The organism is Paenibacillus marchantiae, assembly GCF_028771845.1.
Classification (GTDB): Bacteria; Bacillota; Bacilli; order Paenibacillales; family Paenibacillaceae; genus Paenibacillus; species Paenibacillus marchantiae.
On record NZ_CP118270.1, the window covers coordinates 439,407 to 465,312 of the forward strand.

Annotated in this window: 21 protein-coding genes; 1 reads left to right on the plus strand and 20 read right to left on the minus strand. The window is 44.0% G+C overall.

Features of this window, described 5'->3' with window-relative positions; genetic code table 11:
- Positions 1–2 precede the first annotated feature (2 nt).
- The 19 genes from PTQ21_RS02205 to PTQ21_RS02290 all read right to left on the minus strand — a co-directional run bounded on the left by PTQ21_RS02205 (position 3) and on the right by PTQ21_RS02290 (position 20,366).
- Complete coding sequence (locus tag PTQ21_RS02205; protein WP_269053925.1) at positions 3–1,067, minus strand: pyridoxal phosphate-dependent aminotransferase; 1,065 nt, start codon at positions 1,065–1,067, stop codon at positions 3–5.
- Entirely contained in the window at positions 1,048–4,488 is a 3,441-nt protein-coding gene (locus PTQ21_RS02210) for a glycosyltransferase (RefSeq protein ID WP_274568653.1), read from the minus strand. Before PTQ21_RS02210 ends, PTQ21_RS02205 begins: the two co-directional genes overlap by 20 nt.
- Before the next feature lie 300 nt (positions 4,489–4,788).
- Positions 4,789–5,604 (minus strand): flagellin N-terminal helical domain-containing protein, encoded by an 816-nt coding sequence (locus tag PTQ21_RS02215; protein ID WP_269053927.1) that lies wholly within the window; start codon positions 5,602–5,604, stop codon positions 4,789–4,791.
- A 143-nt stretch (positions 5,605–5,747) separates the two neighbouring features.
- On the minus strand, positions 5,748–5,993 hold the full coding sequence (gene csrA, locus PTQ21_RS02220) for a carbon storage regulator CsrA (protein WP_269053928.1): 246 nt from the start codon (positions 5,991–5,993) through the stop codon (positions 5,748–5,750).
- A 1-nt stretch (position 5,994) separates the two neighbouring features.
- Positions 5,995–6,423 carry a flagellar assembly protein FliW gene (gene fliW / locus PTQ21_RS02225; protein WP_269053929.1) on the minus strand — a complete coding sequence of 143 codons (429 nt, stop codon included), beginning with the start codon at positions 6,421–6,423 and terminating at the stop codon, positions 5,995–5,997.
- Between the two features lie 104 nt (positions 6,424–6,527).
- Positions 6,528–7,097 carry a DUF6470 family protein gene (locus PTQ21_RS02230; RefSeq protein ID WP_274568655.1) on the minus strand — a complete coding sequence of 190 codons (570 nt, stop codon included), beginning with the start codon at positions 7,095–7,097 and terminating at the stop codon, positions 6,528–6,530.
- A gap of 17 nt (positions 7,098–7,114) precedes the next feature.
- Positions 7,115–8,035: a flagellar hook-associated protein FlgL gene (gene flgL, locus PTQ21_RS02235; RefSeq protein ID WP_274568656.1), complete on the minus strand. Its 921-nt coding sequence runs from the start codon at positions 8,033–8,035 to the stop codon at positions 7,115–7,117.
- A gap of 25 nt (positions 8,036–8,060) precedes the next feature.
- The gene (flgK, locus tag PTQ21_RS02240; protein ID WP_274568657.1) at positions 8,061–9,617 is read right to left on the minus strand and encodes a flagellar hook-associated protein FlgK; all 1,557 of its coding nucleotides are present in this window, start codon (positions 9,615–9,617) and stop codon (positions 8,061–8,063) included.
- Between the two features lie 19 nt (positions 9,618–9,636).
- Positions 9,637–10,140 carry a flagellar protein FlgN gene (locus PTQ21_RS02245; RefSeq protein ID WP_269053933.1) on the minus strand — a complete coding sequence of 168 codons (504 nt, stop codon included), beginning with the start codon at positions 10,138–10,140 and terminating at the stop codon, positions 9,637–9,639.
- Positions 10,141–10,151: 11 nt separating this feature from the next.
- Positions 10,152–10,436: a flagellar biosynthesis anti-sigma factor FlgM gene (flgM, locus tag PTQ21_RS02250; protein WP_063568400.1), complete on the minus strand. Its 285-nt coding sequence runs from the start codon at positions 10,434–10,436 to the stop codon at positions 10,152–10,154.
- Between the two features lie 152 nt (positions 10,437–10,588).
- Positions 10,589–10,996, minus strand: a complete 408-nt coding sequence (locus tag PTQ21_RS02255) for a TIGR03826 family flagellar region protein (protein WP_063568399.1) — start codon at positions 10,994–10,996, stop codon at positions 10,589–10,591.
- 312 nt (positions 10,997–11,308) lie between these two features.
- Positions 11,309–11,794, minus strand: coding sequence for a ComF family protein (locus PTQ21_RS02260; protein WP_274568658.1), 486 nt, complete (start codon positions 11,792–11,794; stop codon positions 11,309–11,311).
- Positions 11,795–12,251: 457 nt separating this feature from the next.
- Positions 12,252–12,446 (minus strand): hypothetical protein, encoded by a 195-nt coding sequence (locus tag PTQ21_RS02265; protein ID WP_274568659.1) that lies wholly within the window; start codon positions 12,444–12,446, stop codon positions 12,252–12,254.
- 109 nt (positions 12,447–12,555) lie between these two features.
- On the minus strand, positions 12,556–13,581 hold the full coding sequence (locus PTQ21_RS31370) for a helicase-related protein (protein WP_338020304.1): 1,026 nt from the start codon (positions 13,579–13,581) through the stop codon (positions 12,556–12,558).
- Between the two features lie 460 nt (positions 13,582–14,041).
- The gene (locus tag PTQ21_RS31375; RefSeq protein WP_338020305.1) at positions 14,042–14,449 is read right to left on the minus strand and encodes a hypothetical protein; all 408 of its coding nucleotides are present in this window, start codon (positions 14,447–14,449) and stop codon (positions 14,042–14,044) included.
- A gap of 551 nt (positions 14,450–15,000) precedes the next feature.
- Positions 15,001–15,381, minus strand: a complete 381-nt coding sequence (locus tag PTQ21_RS02275; RefSeq protein ID WP_274568660.1) for a hypothetical protein — start codon at positions 15,379–15,381, stop codon at positions 15,001–15,003.
- A gap of 326 nt (positions 15,382–15,707) precedes the next feature.
- Positions 15,708–16,430 carry a response regulator transcription factor gene (locus tag PTQ21_RS02280; protein WP_024631627.1) on the minus strand — a complete coding sequence of 241 codons (723 nt, stop codon included), beginning with the start codon at positions 16,428–16,430 and terminating at the stop codon, positions 15,708–15,710.
- A 4-nt stretch (positions 16,431–16,434) separates the two neighbouring features.
- Entirely contained in the window at positions 16,435–17,595 is a 1,161-nt protein-coding gene (locus PTQ21_RS02285) for a sensor histidine kinase (RefSeq protein WP_274568662.1), read from the minus strand.
- Between the two features lie 47 nt (positions 17,596–17,642).
- Positions 17,643–20,366 (minus strand): stalk domain-containing protein, encoded by a 2,724-nt coding sequence (locus PTQ21_RS02290; RefSeq protein WP_091001287.1) that lies wholly within the window; start codon positions 20,364–20,366, stop codon positions 17,643–17,645.
- A gap of 366 nt (positions 20,367–20,732) precedes the next feature.
- Here PTQ21_RS02290 and PTQ21_RS02295 point away from each other — a divergent pair.
- Positions 20,733–21,883, plus strand: a protein-coding gene (locus PTQ21_RS02295) for an IS3 family transposase (RefSeq protein WP_420800367.1) whose coding sequence is annotated in 2 segments (ribosomal slippage) — positions 20,733–20,994 and positions 20,994–21,883 — 1,152 coding nt in all. Because the reading frame shifts where the segments join, the coding sequence is not laid out codon by codon here.
- 95 nt (positions 21,884–21,978) lie between these two features.
- Here the strand turns inward: PTQ21_RS02295 and PTQ21_RS02300 are convergent.
- Positions 21,979–25,707, minus strand: coding sequence for a SwmB domain-containing protein (locus tag PTQ21_RS02300; protein ID WP_274568667.1), 3,729 nt, complete (start codon positions 25,705–25,707; stop codon positions 21,979–21,981).
- Positions 25,708–25,906 lie beyond the last annotated feature (199 nt).

The window sequence follows — 25,906 nt, forward strand, 5'->3', positions numbered from 1 at the left end:
ATTTAACAGGGTAAAGATTTTTCTATGTTCTCGAACTCATTCCAAAATCTATTCATAGTATCATAGCTTCCAGTTGTAATTCGAATCCACTTAATTAAAATGGGATAACTATATATTTTAATTAGAATCCCTCTCTTTTTTAACTCTGTGAATATCACCTTTGGATCATTATTGCTCCTTATTAGAACATAATTCCCATTATTATAGTAATGTTCATATTCACTCTCTCGTAACTTGGATAACAACCATTCTCTTCCTTCCAATTCAGAAGCTTTCAAGGATTGAATCACATCAGGATGATCCATTAATTCTTCGGCAAAGCGTATAGCCAGACTATTCACAGGGTAAGTTGAACTAGCGTTAGATAAAAAACGAATTATGTCTGGATTAGATATGGCATAACCAATCCTTAATCCTGCAATGGATAACATTTTAGAAAATGTGCGAAACACTACTACATTCTCATATTTACCCACAAGAGATATGAAGGTCTGATCATAGAAGTAATGATAAGCTTCATCGATTACCACGATAGCTCTATTTTCTCTCGCTTTTTCTATGATCATTATTACCTCTTCTTCTCTCCAAGGGTCACCTATGGGACTATTGGGATTAAGAAGTATGACAACACTTGTGTCTTCATCGATTGAGTTAATGAAATAGTTAGTGTTTAATCTGAAATCCTGCCCGTATTCGATCGGACAATATTTTAAGCCATACATTTTTGTATAGACTGAGTACATTTCAAATGTAGGTGAAGCGGAGATTACTTTTTTGCCCGGCTCTCCAAATACTTCGAACAATAACCTTATAGCATCATCTGAACCATTCGTTAAGGCTATGTTTTCAGCCTTATAATTCAAACTTTCTGCTATCTTTTTTATCAAATCATTTTTCTCTGGGTACATGGATATCATTTCAGGACTCACACTGCTCATTACTTTATTGAAAAAAGGGCCCGGTAGCCCCTCAGGGTTCTCATTCATATCCAAACGAATAAAATCTTTCCGAATGTCTTGATAAGATGTACGATATAGATTTTTCACATTAGGATTCACAAAATACATTGTTTTTCTCCTTCTCCAAAGAAATAAAATCTCCACTCAACAGATCGAGCTTAATAGATGAATGGATTTTCACCCCACTTGTGCCATCAGAGTTCGTTATACTTCTATTAAAACGGTCGATTCTTTCTTCTTTTTTGAAGTCTTGATTACTATTAACCATCTCCACAAACTGGGATATCGTATCTCCCTCTCCAGTCAAATAGCATCCTAGATAATCAGCAAAATAGTACCTATCTGCTCCTAAAACTTCTCTATTCAGTAGCCCCAACACTGGTTTGCTAGTAGCTATATATTGAAGCATAATAGAACTATAATCACTTATTATTGCATCAGTCAGGTGGATTGCAGGGTATGCATTTGAACTGCTGTCTACAACTATATTCTTAGAGTTATCTATTTTTTGTTTTATTTCTGCATACGACTGTTTAATATTAGGTCTCATTGTTTTCAAAGTTATTTCAGTAAGTGGATGTGGCCTCCAGATTAAAGAAAATTGAGCATTTTCCAAAAAATAATTGATAGTCTCCTCGATCTGGCTATACCAAGTTTCTGTTGACAAAAGGTCTGCAATACCGGTATTAAACAAAAAGGTCTTTCGTTCACGTTGAATATCTTTCCAAAGATTCAGATACGGATCTATGGAATCGTTCTGCCTCAAAGCAGCATCAATCTTTGGAGAGCCTAAATCTAATAATTTCTTCTCATCCACTCCACTATTAACATAAGCTTGCTTCAATACAGCTGACTGCACTACTATTTTATTCACATAATTACATGCAGCAGGTAGACTGACTTGAGGCTTATCTGAACTTCCAGCTACATAGTATGGCACGTACACCAACATATCTGTGTACTTTGAAAGATTCTCAGAGAAGAATCGCCGATCTACCATAGTAAGTGTGTTATATCCGTCGAATGGGTTGTGTACATAGATTGCATCTGGCTTTCTTTCTTCAAAATCATAAACTTCGAATGGAGTTGTTACGATATCCGTCGGCAGATCATTGCCTTCATAACAAAATTTTACTAACTGTCCTTCAGCATTTTTTTCATAATACGGAATGGGAACGACATAAACTTCGCATTCTGGATCGTTAACTGCTTCTCTATATATACTATCGAACGAATCCCACATTGAAGCTTTGTAAGGCATAAAAACAATTTCTAGATTAGCTTCAATAATTTCATTAATACTTTGACTGATTTGGGACGTAGCCAATTTCATTTCTGATATCTTCTGGTCTACCAATTCTACCTGATGTAGCCTTGGTTTAATGAAAAGAACTTCCATCATTAATTTTTGCAAACTCTCTTGTATTCGCTGGTCATTTGTAAAATGATCCGAAACTATATTCAAGCAATAATTACAATTGTCCAACATTTCTTCAGCTTGTTCTTTCTCTGCTAGCTTCACAAAATCCAAACCTTCGTCTACCGTGAATAATAGATCAATTAAATCTTTCTTTTTACTTCGTCTCATAGAACTAGATTCTTGTTTCATTTTTGAAACATCGTATGCATACGAACTAATTGGTTCCAGCTTTTCGTTACGCATCCATAAGCAGAGTGGGAATTTTTTACTTATTATTTGTTTCAATCTTTCTTCCTCTTCTTTTTCAGAAACAACAACACTTAACTGATACAACCGCTCGTAGGAGCTATATTCGTCTGATAATTCTAGCAATTTAGCGTAGAACATCTCGGCGTCTTCATAGTATTGAGATCTCATACAAAGATCTCCTAGCAACTCGACAACCTCTACATTGCGAGGTTGAAGCTCGAACAACTTCACAAGTAAATCTATGGCTAATTCACTAAACCCGTATTCAATCAAGTTCTCACAAATTTTTATATTTGTTGCCATACTCCCTTGTAATAGAACCTTGTAAAGCTCTTCAAACTTTTCAAACTCATGCAGACATATTAAATTAACCAACAGACTTAAAAGTATTTCTTCTATATCTTTTGTTAGATATAATTTATCTTTAGGATGGTTTAAAGTAATATTTTTAAGACTTCTCAACTCTTTTTGACTCAAATTCATTCTGGAAGAACCCATCTTAAACAAAGACTCATCCTTTAAAATATAGGACAGCAGTAAGATGTCCAAGCTGTTAGAATCATCATACTCAGAAACATTGGCCCAAATTTCCCCGGCCATCTTATACTCCTTGTTGAACTGATATGCTACAGCTCTAACATTATCTTGGACCGTAACTTGATGTGCATCCAAATATCGTTGCAATAAAGGATGGCGCAAATAATACAACGCTTCAAGTACGCTCTCAAATTGCTTCTTATTAGTTATAGGGAATATACGATTGGCCTCGATATAAATATCATCTAATGGAATCCCCGCTTTATTTACAATCTCAAAATATTTAATAATAAATGCAACGAAATCACTTTTCTGATGTACAGCTTGCAAAATATGTTCGTATCCCTTAGTTAACTCATTTCGAGATGTATACCATTCTGCGAGTCTAAAATGTGCAATGTATGAACCACTGCCCTCCGAATAAGCAATGCCTTGATCTCCAATTTCCAAACAGTTCTTCATACATCGAATAGCGTCTTTGTAGTAATAAATTTCCATGTAAAATACAGCTTGTATGTGGAAAAGATCTACTTCTCTTGGATATATCTCAACTGCTTCATTTAATATAACCAATGCTTCCTCATATTTTTTAAGTTCTCCAAGGCTCTGACATAAATAGTTTATTAACTCAGGAGCAAATGACATCTCTTTGCCCATTGAGTAAGCTTCCTTAAAATATTGAATTGCTTTTTGAGGCTCATCCATCGATAAATATGTCTTTCCCATATTAAAGAGGTTGTACGCTGATGCATTCTCCTCAACCTCTGCCTTCATTAATAAGAAGTTTCTCTTTGCTTTCTTTCTTTCAGTTAACATCTCCTCCGTATAGCCAGTATGCGTAATATTGAAATCAGTTTGCCCTCCCGCAATTAACTCCGTTTTTTCCATTGTATTAAGATGCTCATGTAAGCGATTTTTGTAGTGTAAACCAACACTATTTCTAAAAAGTCGTATAGATCTATGAACTGTCTTTCTATCACCTGTTTTGAGATTATAAATTTTCGTATAATAATAATCTGCTTCTGATTCTAGTTCACTTAGCAAATCTACTGATTCTTCTAAGTATTCATCTGCATCTAATACAAGAATATAATCGGTTACTGCATATTTTAAGGATGTGTTTCTTGCTACCGAAAAATCGTTCACCCATTCCATATGAAAAAGATCCTTCGTATACTCTTTCGCAATGGAGACTGTTTCATCTGTCGATCCCGTATCGACTATCACAATTTGATCCACTTTATTTTGAACACTATCCAGGCAGCGTCTTAGAACATCCTGTTCATTTTTAACAATCATACATAATGCAACTGTCTTCTTCATATGAGTCCCCCGTTACTTCACATTTATGACACGCCCATACTATATAATATATCGGCCTAATCATTGCCTGTTGTTAGTACTCTATTGAAGGGAAGGACTTCAATATCCGCATCCTAATGCCAAAAATCCAACTACAGCCCCAATCTTTATCATCAATAAACTGTTACCTGATATTTTCTTTATTTGCATCTTTAATCTCTCTTTAAACTAAACATATTAATACCTATGTGAAAGTAAGATTTTTGGTTCAAAGAAAAAAAGACCTTCGAGAAATATCTCGAAGGCCCTTTTTTCGGAAAATTAACGAAGCAATTGCAGAACAGCTTGTGGTTGTTGGTTTGCTTGTGCCAACATTGCTTGGGAAGCTTGCGCAAGAATATTGTTTTTAGTTTGGTTCATCATTTCTTTGGCCATATCTACATCGCGAATACGGGATTCCGCAGCAGACAGGTTCTCAGAAGTTGTTCCCAAGTTGTTGATTGTGTGCTCCAAACGGTTTTGGTTTGCACCCAGTTTGGAACGTTCAGCAGACACGTCTGTGATCGCTTTATTAATCGTAGTGATTGCTGTACTAGCATCTGTTTGTTTAGAAATATCTACAGCATTGACTCCCAAAGTAGTAGCACCCATATCGCCAATTTTCAAAGTAATGCTTTGACCTGCATTAGCTCCAATTTGGAATACTACACTAGAAGCATCCGTGTTATTCAACAATTTTTTTGTATTGAACTCAGTATCTGTAGAGATACGAGTGATCTCTTTTGTCAACTCAGCAACTTCTTTTTGAAGTTCTGCACGATCCTCATCTGTGTTTGTATCATTCGAGGATTGTACTGCCAACTCACGCATACGTTGCAGGATGGAGTGAGTCTCGTTCAGTGCGCCCTCAGCTGTTTGGATCAAAGAGATACCATCTTGAGCGTTTTTGGAAGCCATGTCCAAACCGCGAATTTGTCCACGCATTTTTTCGGAGATTGCCAAACCTGCAGCGTCGTCACCAGCACGGTTGATACGCAGACCGGAAGACAATTTCTCGATTGCTTTGTTTGTGTTAGTTGTGTTAGTGCCCAGTTGGCGATGAGTGTTCATCGCAGCGATATTGTGGTTGATAATCATTGAGTGTTTCCTCCCTGAAATAAGTTAGTTCCACATCCTTGTGGTAAACGCCGCGACATTAAGGTCGGCCGCCCTGCCGAAGCAGCGTCTAAATTATATATCGACAGAATGTAAGGAACTGTTTATAGCAAATTGGAACTTTTTTATTTTTTTTTATTTTCTGTCTCACGGAGCAATTCCATAAATGCCTCGACATTAGGTACAAGGGGTGTTGCTGACTCACGGTTTGCCTCCTGAATAGATGCATAAACCTCCTGACGGAATATGTCGATGTGCTTAGGAGCGGATATACCAATCCTCACCGTATCACCTTCTACTGCCAGTACAGTCACCTCAATATGATCCTGGATGATAATGGACTCTCCTTTTTTACGTGACAATACCAGCATCTCAAACTCCACCCTTCACTGAATTTGTATCTTTTGCTGGCCAGATCTCATGACGTGTCCCGTATGAGGACTGATGAAGGACTACTTGTTTTCCTGTTCTTTTACTCGGGTTAAGTACCACTGGTGCAAGCAAATTCATCGTGGACTTACTAACTTCTGATTGAATTGTTACGATTGAGTATACGGAAACCTCTTCACTAATCTCCAGTTCAGCTCGATCTGCCTCAGGAAGCTCAAAACTATAGTCTGGAGCGAAAACAAAAGGACTTACTAGCAAGAAAGACAATTCAGGTTCGTTTATGGACTGCAAGTAGATAAAGGGAGTCTCCTCCCATGGAATTATTGCAAATTGAGTCTCTTCATCGAATCCAGGCAAACCTTTTGAAAAGTGATATATATTATCTTCTCTAACATCAAGTTCTCCCCACATGCTTGTCTGAATATTAATAATAAGCGCCTCCTTGGCGAAGATTTTTATACAGAAAGAGCCATAGAAGTCTACAATGAAGACCGTCTATAGCTCTATTATAACTATTACATCCCTATATCTATAGCAGGCGGAGTATATTGAATTGAAGCATACTGCTTCACATAGATATCCAATTTCCCCCGATGGTACTCAATCTCTGGTTTGTTCACGGTAACGTTCATTTCAGAGACAGCCGATTCAAAACGAATACTCGGTGCTTGAGTTTCAATCCGTATATCAACGTTATCCATGGAAGCAGGCGTCCTTATTTCGGGAAAAGGCTTTGATTTCCAATTAGTACCCACAATGTTGGCAATCGTATTGCCTGGCTTGTGAATAGAAGCCAGTTCATTTCCTTGCTGAACACGTTCAGCCATGTTTTCCAGAAAGATTTTCTCAATCCCCGAATAGATGCGTGCGTTCATATCAATCATGCTTCCACCCGTATAGGCGGAGAACGCCCTACTCTGATCTACCTCGAATCGGATCGGATGGCTCTCCACGGTCAGCCTCGACGGACGTGTCGTCATTTGAACATCTGCCTTAGGCTGACGAATGGAATACTGACCTAGATCGGCATCAATTTGCAACACAGAAGGTGTTGTATGAATCTGTAGGATGGGAATGGTTTTCAAAAGATCACCCTTCCTATTTATCTAAGGAAATCAACCAAGGATTGAGAAATGATTTTAGCACCTGTAGACAACGAAGCATTGTAGATATTTTCCTGAATCTTTGATTGGATAGACAACTCGGCAAAATCCGCGTCCTCCACTTTCGATTGCAGGTCGGTTAGGTTAACTTCAAGATCACTCAATCTTCCTTGCATAAGATCAACCCTGTTCGTTTTAGCCCCAACCTCAGCACGAATGGCGAGAATTTTATCTGTACGACTGTCAATCGCATCAAGCTGATTAGACAATTCACCTAAGTTTCCGTCAGTAAGGGCCTGGCCAATCGTATTAAAGATAACAAATAAATTGTCTGTTTCTGTAGAGTTTCCAAAGAACTCATTTCCGGTAACGTTAATCGGCATTTGTATGCTCTCACCAACGATAAAGTTGATTTTCCCAGGATCGGTTATCACAGCAGCTGCGTTAGTTGTATCAAATGAACCATCCGCGCTTGCTGGAAAATCATAAGGCTTTTGATCATAGGTTTCGCCATTGAAAATGTATTTCCCATTCAACTTACTGTTTGAAATATCAACGAGTTGTGCCTTAAGTTGCTTTACCTCTTCGTTAATGCTATCCAGTGCCTCTTGGGGATTAGTTCCGGTAGCTGCATTCACTATTAGTTCCCTCAGACGTCCAATGACACTTCCGGTCTGGTCCATCACCGTATCATTAAATTCCAGCCAAGAAATCGTGCTATCCACGTTTTTTTGATATTGTTCGTTGGAAGAAAGTTCTGCACGATAACGAAGGGAGTAAGTTATCCCTACAGGATCATCAGAAGGTTTATTGATTTTACGGCCTGTTGCCAGTTGAGTTTGTGTATTGTTCATCTGCTGTGCATTGCGGTTCAAGTTAAGAACCAACTGCGAGCTAAGCATATTATTTGTAATTCTCATCGTCTTCTATGTCAGTCCCCTCTTATTATCTGCCGACTGTACCGGTAGAATTAATCAATTTATCAAGCAGCTGATCATAGGTAGTCATAAAACGTGCAGAGGCGCTGTAAGCATGCTGGAATTTGATCATGTTCGCCATCTCTTCATCCAATGAAACACCACTAACCGATTGGCGGCGAGTATCTACTTGTTCTACAAGAAACTCCGAATTAGATGTCTGACGTGCCGCTTCCTGAGATTGGACCCCGAGTTGTCCCACAATGGCACTGAACTGAGCACCAACCGTTGCATTACGCAAACCATCAGCTGATTTCATCGGCGTATCTTTAAGATTGGCAAGCAGATTCGCCAGTGTATTATTCCCCTTGATTACGGTCTCTGCTCCTGAGGCATCAGTAGTAGTTCTTAGAGATGTTGCGATCTTATTCGGATCCGCCAGAATCGCGGCGTTCAATGAGATATTGCCAGCTGTAATTGCAGTTCCACCATCAGAGGATGTGAAGAATGGTACTCCAGGAGAAGTCGATCCATCCATGCTATATCCAAGTTGATGTAGACCATTCAAACCTTTGACCGTAACGGTCAGATCAGCTGACAGTGTACGTGCAGCCCCTGTATATGTCACCCCACCCAGAACAGTATTGTCTGGCAGGACTGAGCCTGCTGGCAATGTTATTTGAATATCTCCATTGGCAAGTGTATTGGCCAGGTCATCCATTTGTTTCTGATAGTCACTGACTAATGTATCTCTCGACTTAATCATCCCGTGAACTTCGCCATTCGTGAGATTACCCGCAGCATAAGCAGTATTAAGAAAAGCCGAATCTACCGTTGCTTGTACTGCCCCACCTGTAACCAGTGCTTGCCCATTCATCTGGATCTGGTAGCCCTGGGGAGAGTCTGTGACAGTAATATTCATAATCTTGGACAATTTGTCTGCCATCAGATCACGTTGGTCACGAAGGTCATTAGCGTTATCACCAAGAGACTCTACTTTAACTATAGCGCTATTAAGGTTGGCAATGTTACCAAGATATCCTTGAATTTCACTGCCCTTCACTTCAATATTGTTATCCAAATCCTGACTCAGTGCATCCAGTTGGCGGCTGATCTGATTCATCGCATCTGTCAGAGCAAGAGTCGTCTCTTTTACGATTCGACGAGCAGTAACATCCTCCGGATTTTTGCTCAGATCGGACCACGATTTATAGAAGTTATCCATTACGGTCCGAAATCCGGTGTCAGATGGTTCATTTACAATGGCTTCAAGTTTCTCAAGTGTATCCCGTTGAATGGACCAACTTCCAAAGTTGTTGTTTTCATTACGGAACTGGTCATCGAGAAACTTCTCACGGACACGGGTAATGGAATCAAACTCCACCCCTGTTCCGAGTTGTCCTGGTGTTGTACTGTGCAAAAATGCAAACGGCTCCATAGGAATAGATGCCTGCATGTTTACCTTTTGCCGGGAGTACCCTTCGGTGTTGGCATTGGCCACATTGTGACCAGTTGTGCTAAGAGCTGTCGTCTGTGTGAACAAACTGCGTTTAGCCGTTTCGATTGAATGAAAAGTAGATGTCACCTTGTTTCCCCCTAATTAATCAGGCACGTGTATCAAAAAGACCGATTCGCCCTGGATTACCGTTCTTATCAGCAGGATGCTGATATGTGGCATCCTGTTCCGGCCGAGAAGCAAATATGTCCATTGAGAGATCAATAAACATCAATGATTGCTCGATCAGTTTTTGATTCAATTGATTAATCTCTTTCAACTCCTGCAATGTTCCCGCGAGCTTCTTCTGGACTTCAAGCAATCGCTGTTTGTCAGCCGGATCAAAAATAAGCTTGGAGATCTCTGTGATATTCAGGTTCAACATAGATTTGATCCCACGCTCCTGAAGTAATTCATGAACTGCGCTCAGTCGTTCACTTTCAAGCGGCTCCTGCTGTTTCATAAACTTGGATTCCCTATTCATCAGAGAAATGAGTTGGTCCACATCATTTTTGACAATGACCTGCCTCTTAATCTCGCTGAGTGCCAGCATGTCTCGGTGGTTTTGTTCCATTTGCTGCAAAACTGCAATTAATCTGTCCAGCGCTGCCATTGCATAATCACCTATTCCTTATCAAAAGACTTAAAATACGGCAGTAACTTGTCAGCAAGTTTACTGCTGTCCACCTGGTAAGTTCCTGAACTCACCTGTTCTTTTAGTTCCTGTATCCGCTGTATACGTCCTGCATCCTGTGTACGACCTTGTTCCTCAAGCATCTTCATCGCCTCCGGAGAAATGGATACCTCGTCCTTACGGCGGCTCTTTTTGGCATCAGCCTGCTGATTGGATTCAACGTTCCTCTGATATGAATTGATTGCACCAATTCTATTGGGTTCATTGATTTTCATACGAAATGCACTTCCTTCCACCTTAGGATTTTCACATTATCTTTATGTTCTCGAACGATTAGGATAATAAAAAAAACCGATAATCTTTAATAAGTTTATCGGTACGTTCCAAAACATTTGTTATAGCAAAACTTGTATTTAAGCCCTCATTCCTATGAATCGCGCAGTTTGTCGACAGCATTGTAGGTTCGCCCGCCTATATTGCCGTTATCCTTCTGACCTACTTCTCGAGCCGCTCCAGCCAAATCTTTCGTCAAACGATTCCGGCAGGAGTCGCACATATGGCCTTCACGAATCAGGGTTGCGCATACTTCACAAGGATACATCATATTTGGGGCGTTTTCGATGGAAATCCGTCCCTCACGAATGAACTTGGTAATATTTTTAATTGAAACTTCTGTTGCATCAGATAGTTCCTGTATGTTAGTGCCTTTGTTTTTGCGTAGATATTCCACACAAGTCTGGTATTCCAGTTCAATTTCCTTGATACAATTCGAGCATACATCCCGAAAATTCAACGCATATAATTTGCCACAACGCGGACAATTACCCAGATTCATCGCTAAAACGCCCCTCTCAAACTTCCTCTTCCGAATGGATAATAACTATACATTACCTTATTTTCTCACATCAAGTCCATAGCCTCTTTACGAATATAAAAGGGGTATAGGATGCATGTATGCGCAATCTTATAGATATGTGAACAAGTTATTTTGCAGAAATACACACTGATCTTTCTCAGTTGAAGAACTAATGAGCACAAACCCACAAATGCTATGCGAAAATCAGTAATATGCCCCCTATAATGCAAATATGCAATCACGTTAAATATAATATACATTTTTCCATACACCAATTATGGATTATTAAACTTAAGATCTGGCCAAAGTCAGCGTGTAAATCTCTATTGGAAGGTTAATAGAAGATCCAGCGTTTAAGATCACCTGTCCACATGCATCCAGAGTACTACCGGTTGTATAAATATCATCGATCATTAGCAAGCGTAAGGGAGCAATTTGCCAGCCTTGTGTTGTCGGTCTGAAATTCGAAGAGGCTCCTTGTCCAATCGTATATGAATTGGCTGATTGTGAATACACGTTCTTTTGAACGGATTGAGTGGCGACTTTATAGAGTTCAAGTATCATCTCCATTCCACCTGGCTGAATTGCAAATGCATCCTGCATCGTCTGAATGCGCTCGCCGCGTGTTTTGAAGCTTTGTTTGGTGGTGTTGATCCGACGCTGTAGCAGATCACCAACTGGTAGGCGGACGCCAGCGGCAAGTCCTGCTGCGAGCCGCTCGGCCTGGTTGAAGCCGCGCTCGGCAAGGCGTTCGTCGCTGATGGGGACATAGGTCACCGCGTCTGGCCGCCATAGCGGCTTGTTGTTTTGGAGCAGCGACTGGCGGTTGCGCGTCGCTGCTCCGGGATGAGCATTTGCGTACCATGCGTATGTACTGTGGTTTTGCGCGCGCGCGTACAGGGGCACACTCGCGTTAGGTGAATGAGGGCGAACGCAGGTTGAATCGTGTAATCCAGATCTGTGAACGGGCGCGGGCGTTGTTTCGCGCCCGTGAGGTCGGTGAACGAGTGCATTGGTTGACGCACTCGAGCCATGTGGATGTGAAATGACATCCACATGGTATTGAGCAGGCGTGGCGGGATGAGCCACGGGGGCCAGGGTTTCTTTTGCCAAAACAGGGTTCAGTTCTTCGCTCATTGCTTGAAATGCTTGAATCATAAGAGCAGTTAACAGTTGCGCGTAGCGCTCATGTCCTCTGAATTTGTACATCCCAATCCATTCCTTCATTAGAGCGTTATACTGGACGGCGCTGCGGTTGCATATGAAAGAACGGTTTTGCATGTGTGGGCGGACGCAGTCCGGGCAGCCGATTCCCCGACCACAACGCAGACAGCGGATGGAACGAATCCATGGAATTTGCTGCACACAACGCGGACAGATGCCGGGGTAGATCGGAGACAATATGGCTCTTGTACCACAGGTTAGACAAGTCGCTCCGGGTGGGGCGAGTAATCCATGCAGGCGATGGGTGAGTTGGTGTACGTGGTCAGTGATGCTAGTTAGCCAGTTCGACATCGGATTGTAACCTCCTTGAGTATCTATGGGTGTGTTGGCGGGTGAAGGTAGCCTTTGCGTTTTGCGATGGTGTTCATCTTTTGGATCTGGGCCACCGCTTTCACCTGGGAACGCGTACGACGGGATGATGCAAAGACGACCCTTCCTGCCGGATCATCCATAGATCGACCTGCTCTACCCGCCATCTGTACCAGAGAAGCCTCGTCGAAGAGACCATTATCCGCATCCAAAATAAATACATCGCTACGCGGAATGGTGACGCCCCGCTCCAAGATAGTGGTGGTCACGAGCAGACGTATGGTCCGTTCACGAAAAGCAATAACTTTGCTCGCGCGATCCGGATCTTGGGATGATGTTCCTTCAATATGGATTTGTGGAAACATGCAACGCATGAGATTTACAAATGCCTCAATCTGAGCGATCCGTGTCACAAATACAAATACCTGAGCTTCCCGTAGCAAGGAGGTTTGAATACTCTTTTTTAGCGTGGCGGGCAGCTCCCGCTTCCGAATACACTCGGCGACGGTAGGCATTTTCAGTAAACGTGGTACGGGTAAAGGGTGGCGGTGGAAGCGGACCGGAACTTTGGCGTGAGTGAGTTTCCCTTGCGATGCTTCCCTCTGTAACCGAGCTGGTGGGGTAGCGGACAGGTACACAAAATGGCCATCAGGCTTGCATGAGGACGTCGCCGCATGAGCGAGCATGGGATCATTATGGTAGGGAAATGCGTCGAGTTCGTCGATAATGACCAGATCGAATGCCTGGTAAAAACGCATCAGTTGGTGTGTGGTCGCGAGTGTGAGCTGCGCGTCTTTCCAGCGCTCGGTGCTACCTCCGTATAGCGTAGCGAGCGAGATGTCAGGGAACGCCTTCGCCAAACGAGGGGCAAGCTCCAGCACGACATCCCGGCGCGGCGTAGCGACTAGCGCTCTTCCACCGCGCTCCAATATGTATTGGAGCAAAGGAAATATCATCTCGGTTTTACCTGCCCCGGTCACGGCCCACAGCAAAAACCGCCTCGGCCCATCCCCTGCGGAAGGCTGGGCCAAAAACGCCAGCGCCGCTGCTGCAGCCGCGCTCTGCGCAGGGCTGAGCCCCCACCGGGCAAGTCCGCCCTCGGTGGGGGCAACGGCCGTGCCACGCTGCGATGCACCGCGTGGTACGGCCCATGGCGCTGCGCTACGCAGCAGCAGCGCACAGGCACGGCTGCGCCCAAGCGCGAGGCAAGCCTCGCAGTAGGCGCACGCCGCCTGGCCGCAGGCAGCGCAGGGTACGCGCTGCCCGGCAAAGCTGCCGCATCGGCGGCAGCGGGGCGCGCTGTGCGCGCGACCAAGCCACGCGAGGCGTTGCCGCCGCGGGGCAGGCCCTTCCAGGGCGGCTGCTATTCTCAGCCGCCCATGCAGATGCGCGAGCTGCGCAGCCGCGCGCCAAACCGAGGCAAGCTGCGGCGATGTGTCCGCCAGCAGCGCCTCTGCCTCGGCCGCCAGCAATTGGCGGCCGCGAAGCCGCTCAGCCAGCAGGGCCGCGCCCCGCTCCAGATGAGCCCACTCCCCGGCGGGATACGACTCTGGCATCCCGCCCACCTCCGCGCCTCTTTCCGCAGTAATCCCCGCTTTGCCCGCCATCTCCCCCCCTAGCCTCCAGTTCCCCGGAAGCCCTCTCGTACTTTTCCAGTTTCCGCTGTATATACACCTGCCAATGCTCCTCTCCCCACTGATCCATACCTCGCTCCACTTCAAAATTCTCTACCATCCACGTGGCCTGACTTAAAGGTAACTCCCTGCCTAACATCAACCATCGCGAAACCCGCTGTCCGCTCACCCCCTCAAGCCACCACGCCACATCCACTCGGACATCCAGTGACAGCACCATCTTCCACTCTTCTCTCACTCGGCACACATACAACCCAACCTTCATCTGCTCTCCTCCCTCATTCTCCATGTCCCGAAACGCAAAAAAGCACATGCCAACCGACTATTCGTCGGAGCATGTGCTTCATGTCCATATCTCATTTGTTCTATATCCATTTGTATTATCACTATATCAATTGTGGAGTCGTCCCACAAGTCGTTTAGTTTCCAAAAGCAATCGTAACGATCATTTTACCAATTCAATTAGCATCGTTAATCTTTCTTTGATCATGCGAAACTTTTTCCAATCTGCTTCGTCTATACTTTTAACTTAAGAGTTCTGATTTCAAAAAGGTTCGTGCTGCGATCCCAACAAGGACAATAACCATAGATTGCATAAAAACCCATATTTAATTTAACAGCAAGCTTGGCTACAATGACAAAAAAAGACTACAGCATAAGCTGTAATCTTTAACCTCAAACATGATGAAATTCACACTTATTTTGGCAAGCCGGCATAACTTCATTGAAAGTGTATTCTGACTGATGACACGCTTTAGCCAGTCTGTCTCAGCAGCTTGCACGATTAATGAGTCCGACTGTTGCAAAAAAAAGCATCTACTGCTTTGGATCACGCAAATCGATAAGGCGAATAGAATGATTCCCAGTCTGATTCCACTGTTCCATATCAGTAGGGACAGCAGACAAGTAGGATAACTCCATTCCTTGCCTAAGCATAAGCTTTTCAATAATACGAACCGTTTCGGCTTCCGTACGATCAGCGACAACCGTCAATGTGAAGCTCTTTCCACGGTAAAATAATTCCCGGCAAAGCGCTCTTACAATGCCTTCAATCCGCTGCTCCTGATTGGAAGGAATGAGCATAATCTGCTCGTAGCCTTCGGGGTCCGGACGGGAAAGATGGCGCTGGTGCATGGCATGAACGGCCATTGCCGCCAGGAAGTATATGAGCAGAATCATAGTCAGATGAGCAACCATGGCAACTGCACCTCCTCGGAAGGTCATGCTCACCCATGGCGAACATCCCTGTATACAGCAGTATATGCTGCATTCCCCGAAGGGTTACACTTGCAAATCCCAAACGCTCATATTCCATTCTGATCGACACCGGACGAAGAAGACAGGCCAGGTCGTTCACTCATTCATGCCGAAGCTTGAACATAAGTTCTCCTAACTTCACACTTTGCTCATTTGCAGTAATAAAGTCCATTAACCCGCTAACCAGTCCAACATTCTGGAATGGGCGCGAGTAAACAGAATCCTATAATTGCTATAATCAAACTACATCTAAATACAATCGTATATTAGAGCGTAACCCAACCATATTTAATCGAGTTGATAACCGCTTGTGTACGATCGTCCACTTCCATCTTCTGCAGAATACTGCTGACATGGTTTTTTACTGTTTTCTCACTGATGAACAGGAACTCACCAATCATTTTATTGCTCTTACCTTCAGCCATCAGACGCAACACTTCAGCCTCACGACGAGTAAGCGGATTATTGTCGCCAGCGACAAACTTAACGCCTGCTTCCTTCGAAGCTCCCTCGCTCATTGCCCCTGTCTCATTAAGGTACGTCATCCGACGCAACTGCATGATCAGTTTGCCAGTTACTTTAGGGTGGATGAATGCGTGCCCTTCATGAACGGAACGAATCGCATTGATCAGGGACTCGGCCTCCATATCTTTCAGCAGGTAGCCATTAGCACCTTTACGCAGCGTCTCGAATACATAACTCTCATCATCATGAATAGACAAGATAATGACTTTGACATCTGGGAACAGCTCACGCAATTTCTCCGTCGCTTCAACCCCGTTTTCCACCGGCATGTTGATGTCCATCAATACGATGTCCGGTTTATCCTGATTACAGAATTCGAGCACCTGAATCCCATCGCCGCATTCGCCGATGACCTCAATGTCGTCCTCCATATTTAAAATGCGTTTCAGACCTTCACGGAACAGCTGATGATCATCAGCCAAAAGAACTTTAATTGATGCCTTACCAGTATCACGGTTTTCCATCCTGCTACTCCTTTCCCTTATCCACGTTTGTCGGGATATGAATCACTATTTTGGTTCCTTGATTTTCCGCGGATTCGATCTCTATTCTTCCTTCTAACAGTTCAACCCGCTCTCTCATCCCAATCAGACCGAAGTGGGTATGATCCTTGCTCTTCTTCGCAAGAAGCTCCGGTTTGAACCCAAGCCCATTGTCCTGCACGACAATCTTAACGAGCTGAGCCTGGTATGTAATTTCCACTACTACATAAGTGGGATAAGCATGCTTTGCAGCATTGGACAGACCTTCCTGCACGAGGCGGTAGATCGCAGCCTCCATTGCCGAAGATAAACGGTGTTCCTTGCCTCTCGTTTCAAAAAGCGAGCGGATTTTTGTTTTTTCTTCAAAATCCTGCACGTACTTCCGAAGCGTTGGAATCAATCCCAGGTCATCCAGTGCCATAGGACGCAAATTGAAAATAACTTTTCTCATTTCTCCAAGACTCGAACGAACCTGGCCTTTCAAATCTACTATTTCGGCCTGGACCATCTTAAAATCCTGCTTTATGAGCATTCTTTCTACAATTTCCGTCCTAAGCACTAGATTTGCGAGCATCTGCGCAGGTCCGTCATGGATCTCACGGGCAATATGTTTCCGCTCTTCTTCCTGGGCCAAAATTATTTTCAAACCAATCATTTGTCGATTTTTGGCGGATTCAATGATGCGGGTCACTTGACCCAGCTCACCCGACAGATACTCCAGTACAACCCCCATCTGGGAACCGATCGTCTCGGCGCGCTCCACAGAAGCTTCCACATTTTTGGCACGCTTCTGCAGATCATCCCGACGGGCTTTCAGATACATTTCCTTCTCACGGTAAATCATCAGATCCAGCTGTAACTGCGTCGCTTTCTCATACGCCTGCTTGATATCATGCTCGGAATAACGGACGAAGTCGCGGCTAACCTCAGTTAGCCGGATCCGGGAGCGGCGGTAGTTGAGCTCCAATTGATCTACTTTCTCGATCGTTTCCGCCGTCTCCTTCAGAACCGACTTCAATTCCTCGTTCAGCGTTTTCAGCTCATTCCGAGTCGAGTCCATAATCTCAAACATTTGATATTTACTGTTTTCCATGACTTGTATGGCGTTTTTTATGACGCGGTCTATGGCATCGGCTTGTAAATCCACGTTTGTTCGACTCCATTTCTATCGTTTCCGGTATATATCATACCATATCACGATGAGATGGTAACGGTCTTCGTGTTCTGTTCCCATTTTACAGTCAGTCCAAGCTGCTCTGAAACGAGTCTGAGAGGGACTAAAGTCCTACCACCAGATACGTAAGGTGCTACTGTTGCACTTTGTCTTTTGCCATTGATGATAAATTCTTTCTGGCCTACAACCAGATCAATCAGCTTGCCACCGCGCACGACGGTAACTCGTTGATTTTTGCTATCCCAGCTCGCTTGTCCGCCAAAAGCATCCAATACATGCTTGATTGGAACATATGTTGTACCATTTTTCAGTACTGGCGCAGAATCGATTGCCTTTTTCGTTCCATTTACGGTCATAGATTTCTGTCCAAGCACCAATGAAGCAGTTCCTGTAGGCAAGCCCACTTCACTGGATTTGGATGGCATGGTGAAAGCAATGTTGTCAAAAGCAACCGTGCCTGTCTTCGCACGCTCATCCTGACCTTCTTCCACATTCACCACATAAACCCGTTTCAGCTTCGCCGGATAAGAAATATTCAGCCCATTCAGGTCCACGTTCAGTTTTTTCCAACCATCCCAATCAATTGCCTTAGCGAGATCGGCATATACCGTTTTGCCACTGGCATCTGTAAATTCGGCACGCAGCCAGTTCAGGCTCTTATCTCCCATAACATCCATCGACATGGATGTAGCTGTTGCAGATACCTCTTTGCCAGTGGAACCGTTCAATTGGGCATATGCATACATTTTCCCTATTCCTGCGGTCATGTCATAGCTCAGCTGCAATACCTTGGAGCCAGCTTTTTCACCTGTTCCCGCTGTCACGGACGCCGATCCAGTTACACCTGATGCATTGGTCGTGAAGTTGATCGGGTAGCTAACATTCTCGAAGTTCTCCCATATCGTTTCACTTGCCGCAGCGGAGAGCACAACCACCGTGCTGTAGCCATCATAACGACCGATCGCATAGCCAACTTGAGCGCCAGCGTTCACTGAGGATACGGTTAATTGGTCTGCAGACACTTTACCTTTGAATCCAATAAACTCCCAAGTCAGCGAATCCGCCGGAACTGTCACACTTTGTCCGTCTTTGGTCTTCGCCGTTACTGGAATGGAAATCGTTGTACCCGCTTGAAGCGATCCCAAGCCAGATCCTGCTGTCAGCGAAGCCAGTTCACTTCCGCCCAACACGGTAACTTTAATGGAAGATGAAGCTCCATTGCTTGTTGCAGTCAGCGTCACTGTACCTGGTTTCACACCTTTGATCGTTCCATTACTTACACTCACGATGCCGTTGTTGCTCGATTTCCATGTCATCTTGATATCGCCTGTAGCAATCGGGTTGTAGTAGGTGTCATATCCTTTGGCTGTATACTTGCCCTCTTGCCCTACCAGCAACGTTTGGCTGCCACTCACGGCAAAGCCCTGCAGCTTACCTTCCGGAGCCGTAGAGAACACGCCCAGCGTGTTTACGACCTGACGCTGCTCTGTACCGTACTCCGTGTTGAACGTAAGCCCTGCTGTCTCCTCACCAAGCGGACGAGTTACCATCGTTGTGGAGCCGCCTCCGTCCAGATTCATGCCTTTCCATACACCAATGCTGGTCATGAAGGATTGCAGTTCCGTCAGCGACAAACCGCTGCTGTTACTGTTTTTCTCCGCTGCAATAATGTAGACATACCGACCATCTTGAGAGTAGCCGACTGCTGTTCTCGCACGAATGCCACCGATGCCGGAAGCCGCAATATCGCGGGAAAACGTAGCTGCCTTGCCACCATTCACCAGAATGGTATGACCCCCGATCATCATCTGCAGGTTGCTTGGATCAACGGTCTCCCCCGTCGTTTTGGCTTTCAGCTTGTAATCTGCATTCAACGTCTGCCCTACCGCCAGGTGAGTCATAATCCATGTCGCTGCCGTTCCATGCGCACGCAAAATGTACCCATCTGCCGGCACCGTCATGTCTAACGCCTTTTTATCGGAAATTTGGGTAATCACACCGTTCTGCACAAGTACCTCGGTTGGTGTTGTGGAAGGATCATTCGGCCGCTTCGTTGACGTCCAAGCTGGTGTATAAATATACATCGAATTGGCATGACTGTACTTCACCGAGCCCGATTCGACCGTGTAGTCCTCTTTATTTATCCCACGCAAAGCAAACGTTGAACCATCATCTGCCTTCACGGTGCCATCGAATGAATATTCATCAATCATTGGCTTGCCGTCCTTGGTTACGGTGAGGGCATACATCCCTGACAGTTCGGATGGAGTAGATACGAGGACCCCATCCGAGACCTGTCCACCGATTGGGGCAAGTTCCCCGGATACATTGAAATAATCGCCGTTCACGGCGGCTACTGCACCATTTTCCTTAGCCATGCCACCCGTGCTTTGTTTACTATTCAGATTGCCACCTTTGCCTGTCATGACATCCAGCTTCACATAGGGATTTTGCAAATCCACTTGAATGACGTCTGCCAGTACGTTCACCTTCGAGCCGGAACGTGTTGTTGTATAATTGTATTTCATTAACTTCGCACCCGAAGTCAGAATTTCTTCGCTCAGTTTGCTTGTTGTTGTAGAGGCTGCTGCAGCCACCGACTGCCATAAACTTCCCGACCACACCTGTTGTCCCGCTCCCAGAACCGGTGCAATCCAGATCACGCCTGCCAGTGTCACAATCGCCCATTTTTTCGCCTTGCTACCCTTAACGTCGTTCAGCCGTTTCCCTTGTTTCCCCAGCATGTTTGAAACGTCTCTCCCATCTTGTATATCAATCTTAGATATCACGATCTCTACCATGTGGCAGCAGACAGCGAGATTTCTAGTATACTCTTCTATTAATAGACTACTTTTTGTGGAAAAAGTTACGCCTGTATCCTATATTAGCACTCAATCATTAGAAGATTTGGTTGCCGCCCAAAGGAAATTCTTTTCTCTCGTAAGTATATTCTTGATCCTTTCCTAGAGCTTATAACGACATCTTCACATTACCAATACAAAAAAAAAGAAGCATATAATCCAGATGGTATTATCCCCTCAAGGTAGACAGTGAAAAAAGAGGTCATGTTAAAATGAACTCAACACTGAAAACCGGAGGGGATTTTTGCTATACCAGCTAAAAAAGGCCAAACCTTTAATCAATATAGTGAAGAAACGAAGAAAGAGGCTGTTCGTCTGCGATTGGAAGAAGGTTGGACATACAGTCGGATCATGGAGAAGTTTGGTATTAAGAGTGAGAGCCAGATTATTACTTGGGTACGGAAAAGCCATAATGGAGAGAGTTTTGAGGATTATCGAGGACGTTGGACGAAGAAACATTTTAGCACTGCAGAAGAAGAAAATGATTATCTGAAAGCGCAGGTAGAATATCTAAAAAAGCTCAATCCGAATTTGCACGGAGAGGGAAGCTGGATTTCGAAACCCGGTGCCAGTCCGTTCGAGAAATAAGCAAGTGGGCACCTGTGGTTTGGTTGTGTAAAATTGCTGAAATTTCTCGTGCAGGTTACTACAAATGGAAGAAGAATATCGTCCTCAGAGAGAAACGAGCAGATCGGGATGCGGATCTAAAAGCACATATTTTAGGCATTCACCGGCTTCGTCCTTATTTTGGCTACAAACGTATGCGAACCGCGTTAGGAAAGGAAGGCCTCGTGGTGAATCACAAAAAGGTACGCCGCTTAATGAGAGAACTTCAGATTCGTTCCGTGATTCGCAAGAAACGTCCATTTGCTGGCCGGAAACCGTCCGTTCTTTTCCGTAATGTCTTAAATAGAGAATTCTCGGCGGCAGCTCCTCTGCAGAAGCTCGTGACGGATATTACGTATGTCCGGATTGGGCATGATTTTGCTTATCTCTCGGTTGTGATGGATCTATACAACAACGAGATTGTAGCTTGGGAACTATCCGAGCGAAATGACTTAAAACTCGTTATGGACACGGTGAAGAAACTAAAATGTGGACCTACCTTGCTCCATTCCGACCAGGGGTTCCAGTATACAACACAGAGCTATGCCAAGTTGCTTGAAGAGAAGAAGCTAACAGGAAGCCATTCTCGGCGTGGGAACTGCTATGACAATGCATGTATTGAGTCGTTCTTCTCCCACTTAAAGACAGAGAAGTTGTATTTGGAGAAGCCTCAGAATCTGGAGCAAGCAAGGAACCGAATTACAGAGTATATTTTGTTTTACAACAAGGAACGTTTCCAAAACAAACTCGGCGACCTCTCCCCGATTGAATTCAGGGAAAAAGTCGCCGCTTAATGGAATTTCTCTTTTTTTATTGTCTACTTGACGGGGATATGACCAAGATTCGCATCTGCTATGCTTCTTTTTTAGAAATGTAATATTTTTTATTTTTACATATATCCAATCCGGTTGAGCATACGTTTTAGCATTACTGCCGCTTGGACTTTTGTTGCTTTTTGAAGTGGACTGAATTCTGTTGAACTAACGCCTTGAACGATTCCTGCCTGAATTGCCTTGGCAACCGCATCTTCGGACTTAATTTCCTTCTTATCCTTAAAAGGAGATAATATTTCTTTCTTAGATGTTTGAAGATATACAGGTTGTCCCACATAATCCATCGCCCGAATAATCATGATTGCCATCTGCTCCCTAGTAATCAAGCTATCCGGTTTAAACGTAGTTTTATTGACTCCAGAAATAATGCCAGCTTCTGCTGCCGCACCAATATAAGCATTTATTGGACTCTTGGCTTTAACGTCACTAAACCGTTTGGCGGCTTCAAGATTCCCCTGAAGACCTAACCCTTTAGCAACCATCTCAGCAAATTCACCTCTGGTGATCTTCTGATTAGGTTTGTATAAAGACAAATCAGGACTAATAATCCATTTTGAGGCCAACTCATTAATTATATTATATGCCCAGTACTTTTTATCTGGATAGTTGACCAAATGAGTAACTGGAGCCACAGTTTGATTACCATTTAATAACCCTCTAGCAACTATTCCAGTTGACGTACTTCTATATGCCGTTGGCACATAAGATAGTGAATTTGTGCTGGAATCAACAGCTGTAAATCCTGTTAAAATCGTTGAAGTATTGCCAGGTAATTTTATAGAATACTGACTTTTGATATTTTGCTCCACACTTTTTCCAGTATTTCCATTGTAGAGAGTGATATATATATCTGTTGCATCTCCCAAACTTTGAGCATTGGACCGCGATAACATATATTCCAGGGTGCCTGAAGAAAGTTTAGGAACAGACTCCAATTGTACATATAGCACAGAAGCACCCGGAGAAGTCGTTATACCTGCACTTTGTCCCATGGATACCAGATTCAGTTGTGACAAGGGGATACTCCATATACTTTCTTTATACTTTATACCAATTGTGCCTGTTCGGTAGCTCGCAGCGATCTGGGACAGCCTGTGGAAGGGAATTCCTACATATGCATTCTCTTCAGTTGCTGGAACCTCAAACAATACAGGTTGACTTATTTTCCTGATTGAAGACGCGTAATCAAACGCCTGCCCAAGCTTTGTCTCATCAATGATATATTGTCTTGATGAACGATTATTATGTGAGGTCGCGCTTTGGACTGCTGCCGTATCGCTACTCATTAAAAAAATAGCTTGCCCAAATCCGGACTCCGCTGCGCTCCATTCAGTGAGCCAAGAAGGACGTCCCTCTACCCCAGTACTCCCACCAGTAGAATTGGAGTCCGTGCTTTGCTGCAGTGTAAGTGGACCGAATGTCCCTACCTCAGCATTCAGTGCATTTCTAAGTGTAACTGCACCTCCAGATGTGTAACTGACTGTACCCGTTTGTCCTGCTGCTAATGCAGGCACTGATCCGGATAACTTCAGGGTAACAACGGTGCCTGAGGCAGAAGCGGAATTAACGGCGAAGGTTGTGCCGTTGAGCTGTACCTTAAACTGTGCTGGAGACAAAGATGCTTCTGTTTTTAATCCATTTCGGAAGTTAATCAGAACAGTATCTCCTTGTAACACACCAGACAAGATGGTTCCGTTCCCATATGTATATGTCACGGGAACCAGTTCCAAATAGCCTGCCTGGTTACCGTTCAAGTCTGTCAGACGATTCGTACCTGGAACGTAAGAGAGTGTCACAATCTGTGCGCTTGTCACAGGTGAGGCCAATGTTAGCGTCACAAGATCATCCTCGATTTCCAGATCCTTAACGAATACAGCCTTGCCATCTACCAGTACAGAATACTGGCTGTTTAACGGCTTGTTTAATCGATTTAACGGCTCGTTATAGTAAATCCAAAGCTTATTACCACTCACCTCAGCATTCTGAAATTCAGGTGGCTTTGTATCTGTACTGTTTCGCACATAAAACCCGCTAAATCCTGCAAGTGCCTGCCCTCGGCTATCCTTGATCGGCCACTCAGTCGGCTGATAAGATACACGAACAACTTCTCCATTCGTAATCGCACGACTGAGGTTAAGAGTGACAAGTGAACTAGTATTGGTAGACATACTACTTACACCCACTGGTGCCCCGTCCGCAGACACACTAAATTGTTTGTATGCCTCACTTGAATTGACATATACCGTTTCTGGATAATAGAGACTAATCGTATTCGTATATGCCGTACCTTCGCGGGGCTTCGACATGATGGAATCTAGACCATTTTCCACATCTCTGGCAGAAAATGCTGCTGCTGCATTAAGTGACAGATCTTGAATTCTACGTGTCCCAGTTCCGGGAGTGTAGGCTATTCTCACTACCTGTCCCACCGCTACACCAGTATCCAGGACAACATACACGCTATCTCCCGAAACATAAGATGTACTTACATTTCGATTCTCTCCGTTAACCGTGACTGTGAAGCTTGAGGAAAAGGGATCAAGGCCTGAGAGTAACTCGTCATAAGTCAACCGAATGATCGTATTACTGTACATCTTCGCTGTCTTAATTACAGGAGCCGTTGTATCCAATGCCAGTGTTCTGAAGGACCAAGAGCTTGCACCCGTCAAGCCTGTAAAGAGATTACCGGATTTGTCACGGAACACATTAGCCGGAATATCTATAGAATACGTGGTGTTACTCATCAGACTCGTTTGCGGAATAATACGTAACTGCCGATTGTTGGAACTGTTGATGAGAGTGGTTGCCGTCACCGTTCCCCCATTGGTATTCTTCAAAATCGCTGACCCTATATAAGCGGTATCCAGTTCTTTGTTGAATGTTAATGTCAGTTCACTGGTGAGCGATACTCCAGTTGCTCCATTTGAAGGAGACAGGGATGACACAGTTAGTGCTGTCGGGTCAGAGATGACATTGAATCCCCAATCACTTCGCTGTATAGAACTTATATCATTCCCCTGTGTATCTCGGAAAAAACCTTCCGGTACAGCTATGTATATCGTACTGTTATTGCTCCAATTCCTCGCAGGATCAATGGTTACCGTCATTCTGTCAGCGTTGAAACTAATCTGAGATGAATTCGCATCAATCTCTTCGAATAAGGTATTACCTTGATAAATTTGCATTTTTCCTGCGCCATTTTTTACAGCTCGATTATATGTAAGCTGAATATTCGCAGAAGGAGATACACCTGAAGCTGCATTAACAGGAGTTCGTCCCACAAGTATGGCTGTAGCAATTCCCTCGGTACGGAAGGTCCACTCCTTGTTTAATCCCACAAAGCGCTGATTATCCGCATAAACAAAAGACTGGCCACCCACCATAACATATAAATTACCTTTAGGTAATGACTCCGTTGGTTTTATATTCACCATTTTCCCCAGTTCCGGATCTGTGTTTATATTGTCTGGCACAATAGTAACGTCACTACTATTTATTGCAACCTCTGCCACGATGGAATCATCCTGGAATCTTCGAATTGTAATTTTCTCTGTAGAATTTGCTACTTTCTTAACTGGGTTGATGAATTCAATCACTAGGGGTGCCGAGGTACTTACATTCGTAGCATTTACTAAAGGTAAAGTCGCGCTAATACCTTTCCCCGCCAGATCTTCAGCAGCATATGCAGGCTCCATTCCTAACCATCCCGTGAACCAGCCTTGTGTAATTAACATCAGAATCATAAGACTTACTAATCCCTTACGGGCCACCTTTTTCACAAACACCCATCCTTCCCCCTCAATCTGATTTTTTCCTAATGTCTGATATACAGACCTCATTATGTATGTCGGTCATATGGTAGTTTTTCTTTAGCTAAAAGGGAATAAAAGGAATATTAATCTAGTCTATTGACCCTTTCAGTAATTCGATTGTTTGAGTATGCAAAAAGCCCCTGATTCCTCATCGGAACCAAGGGCTTCTATG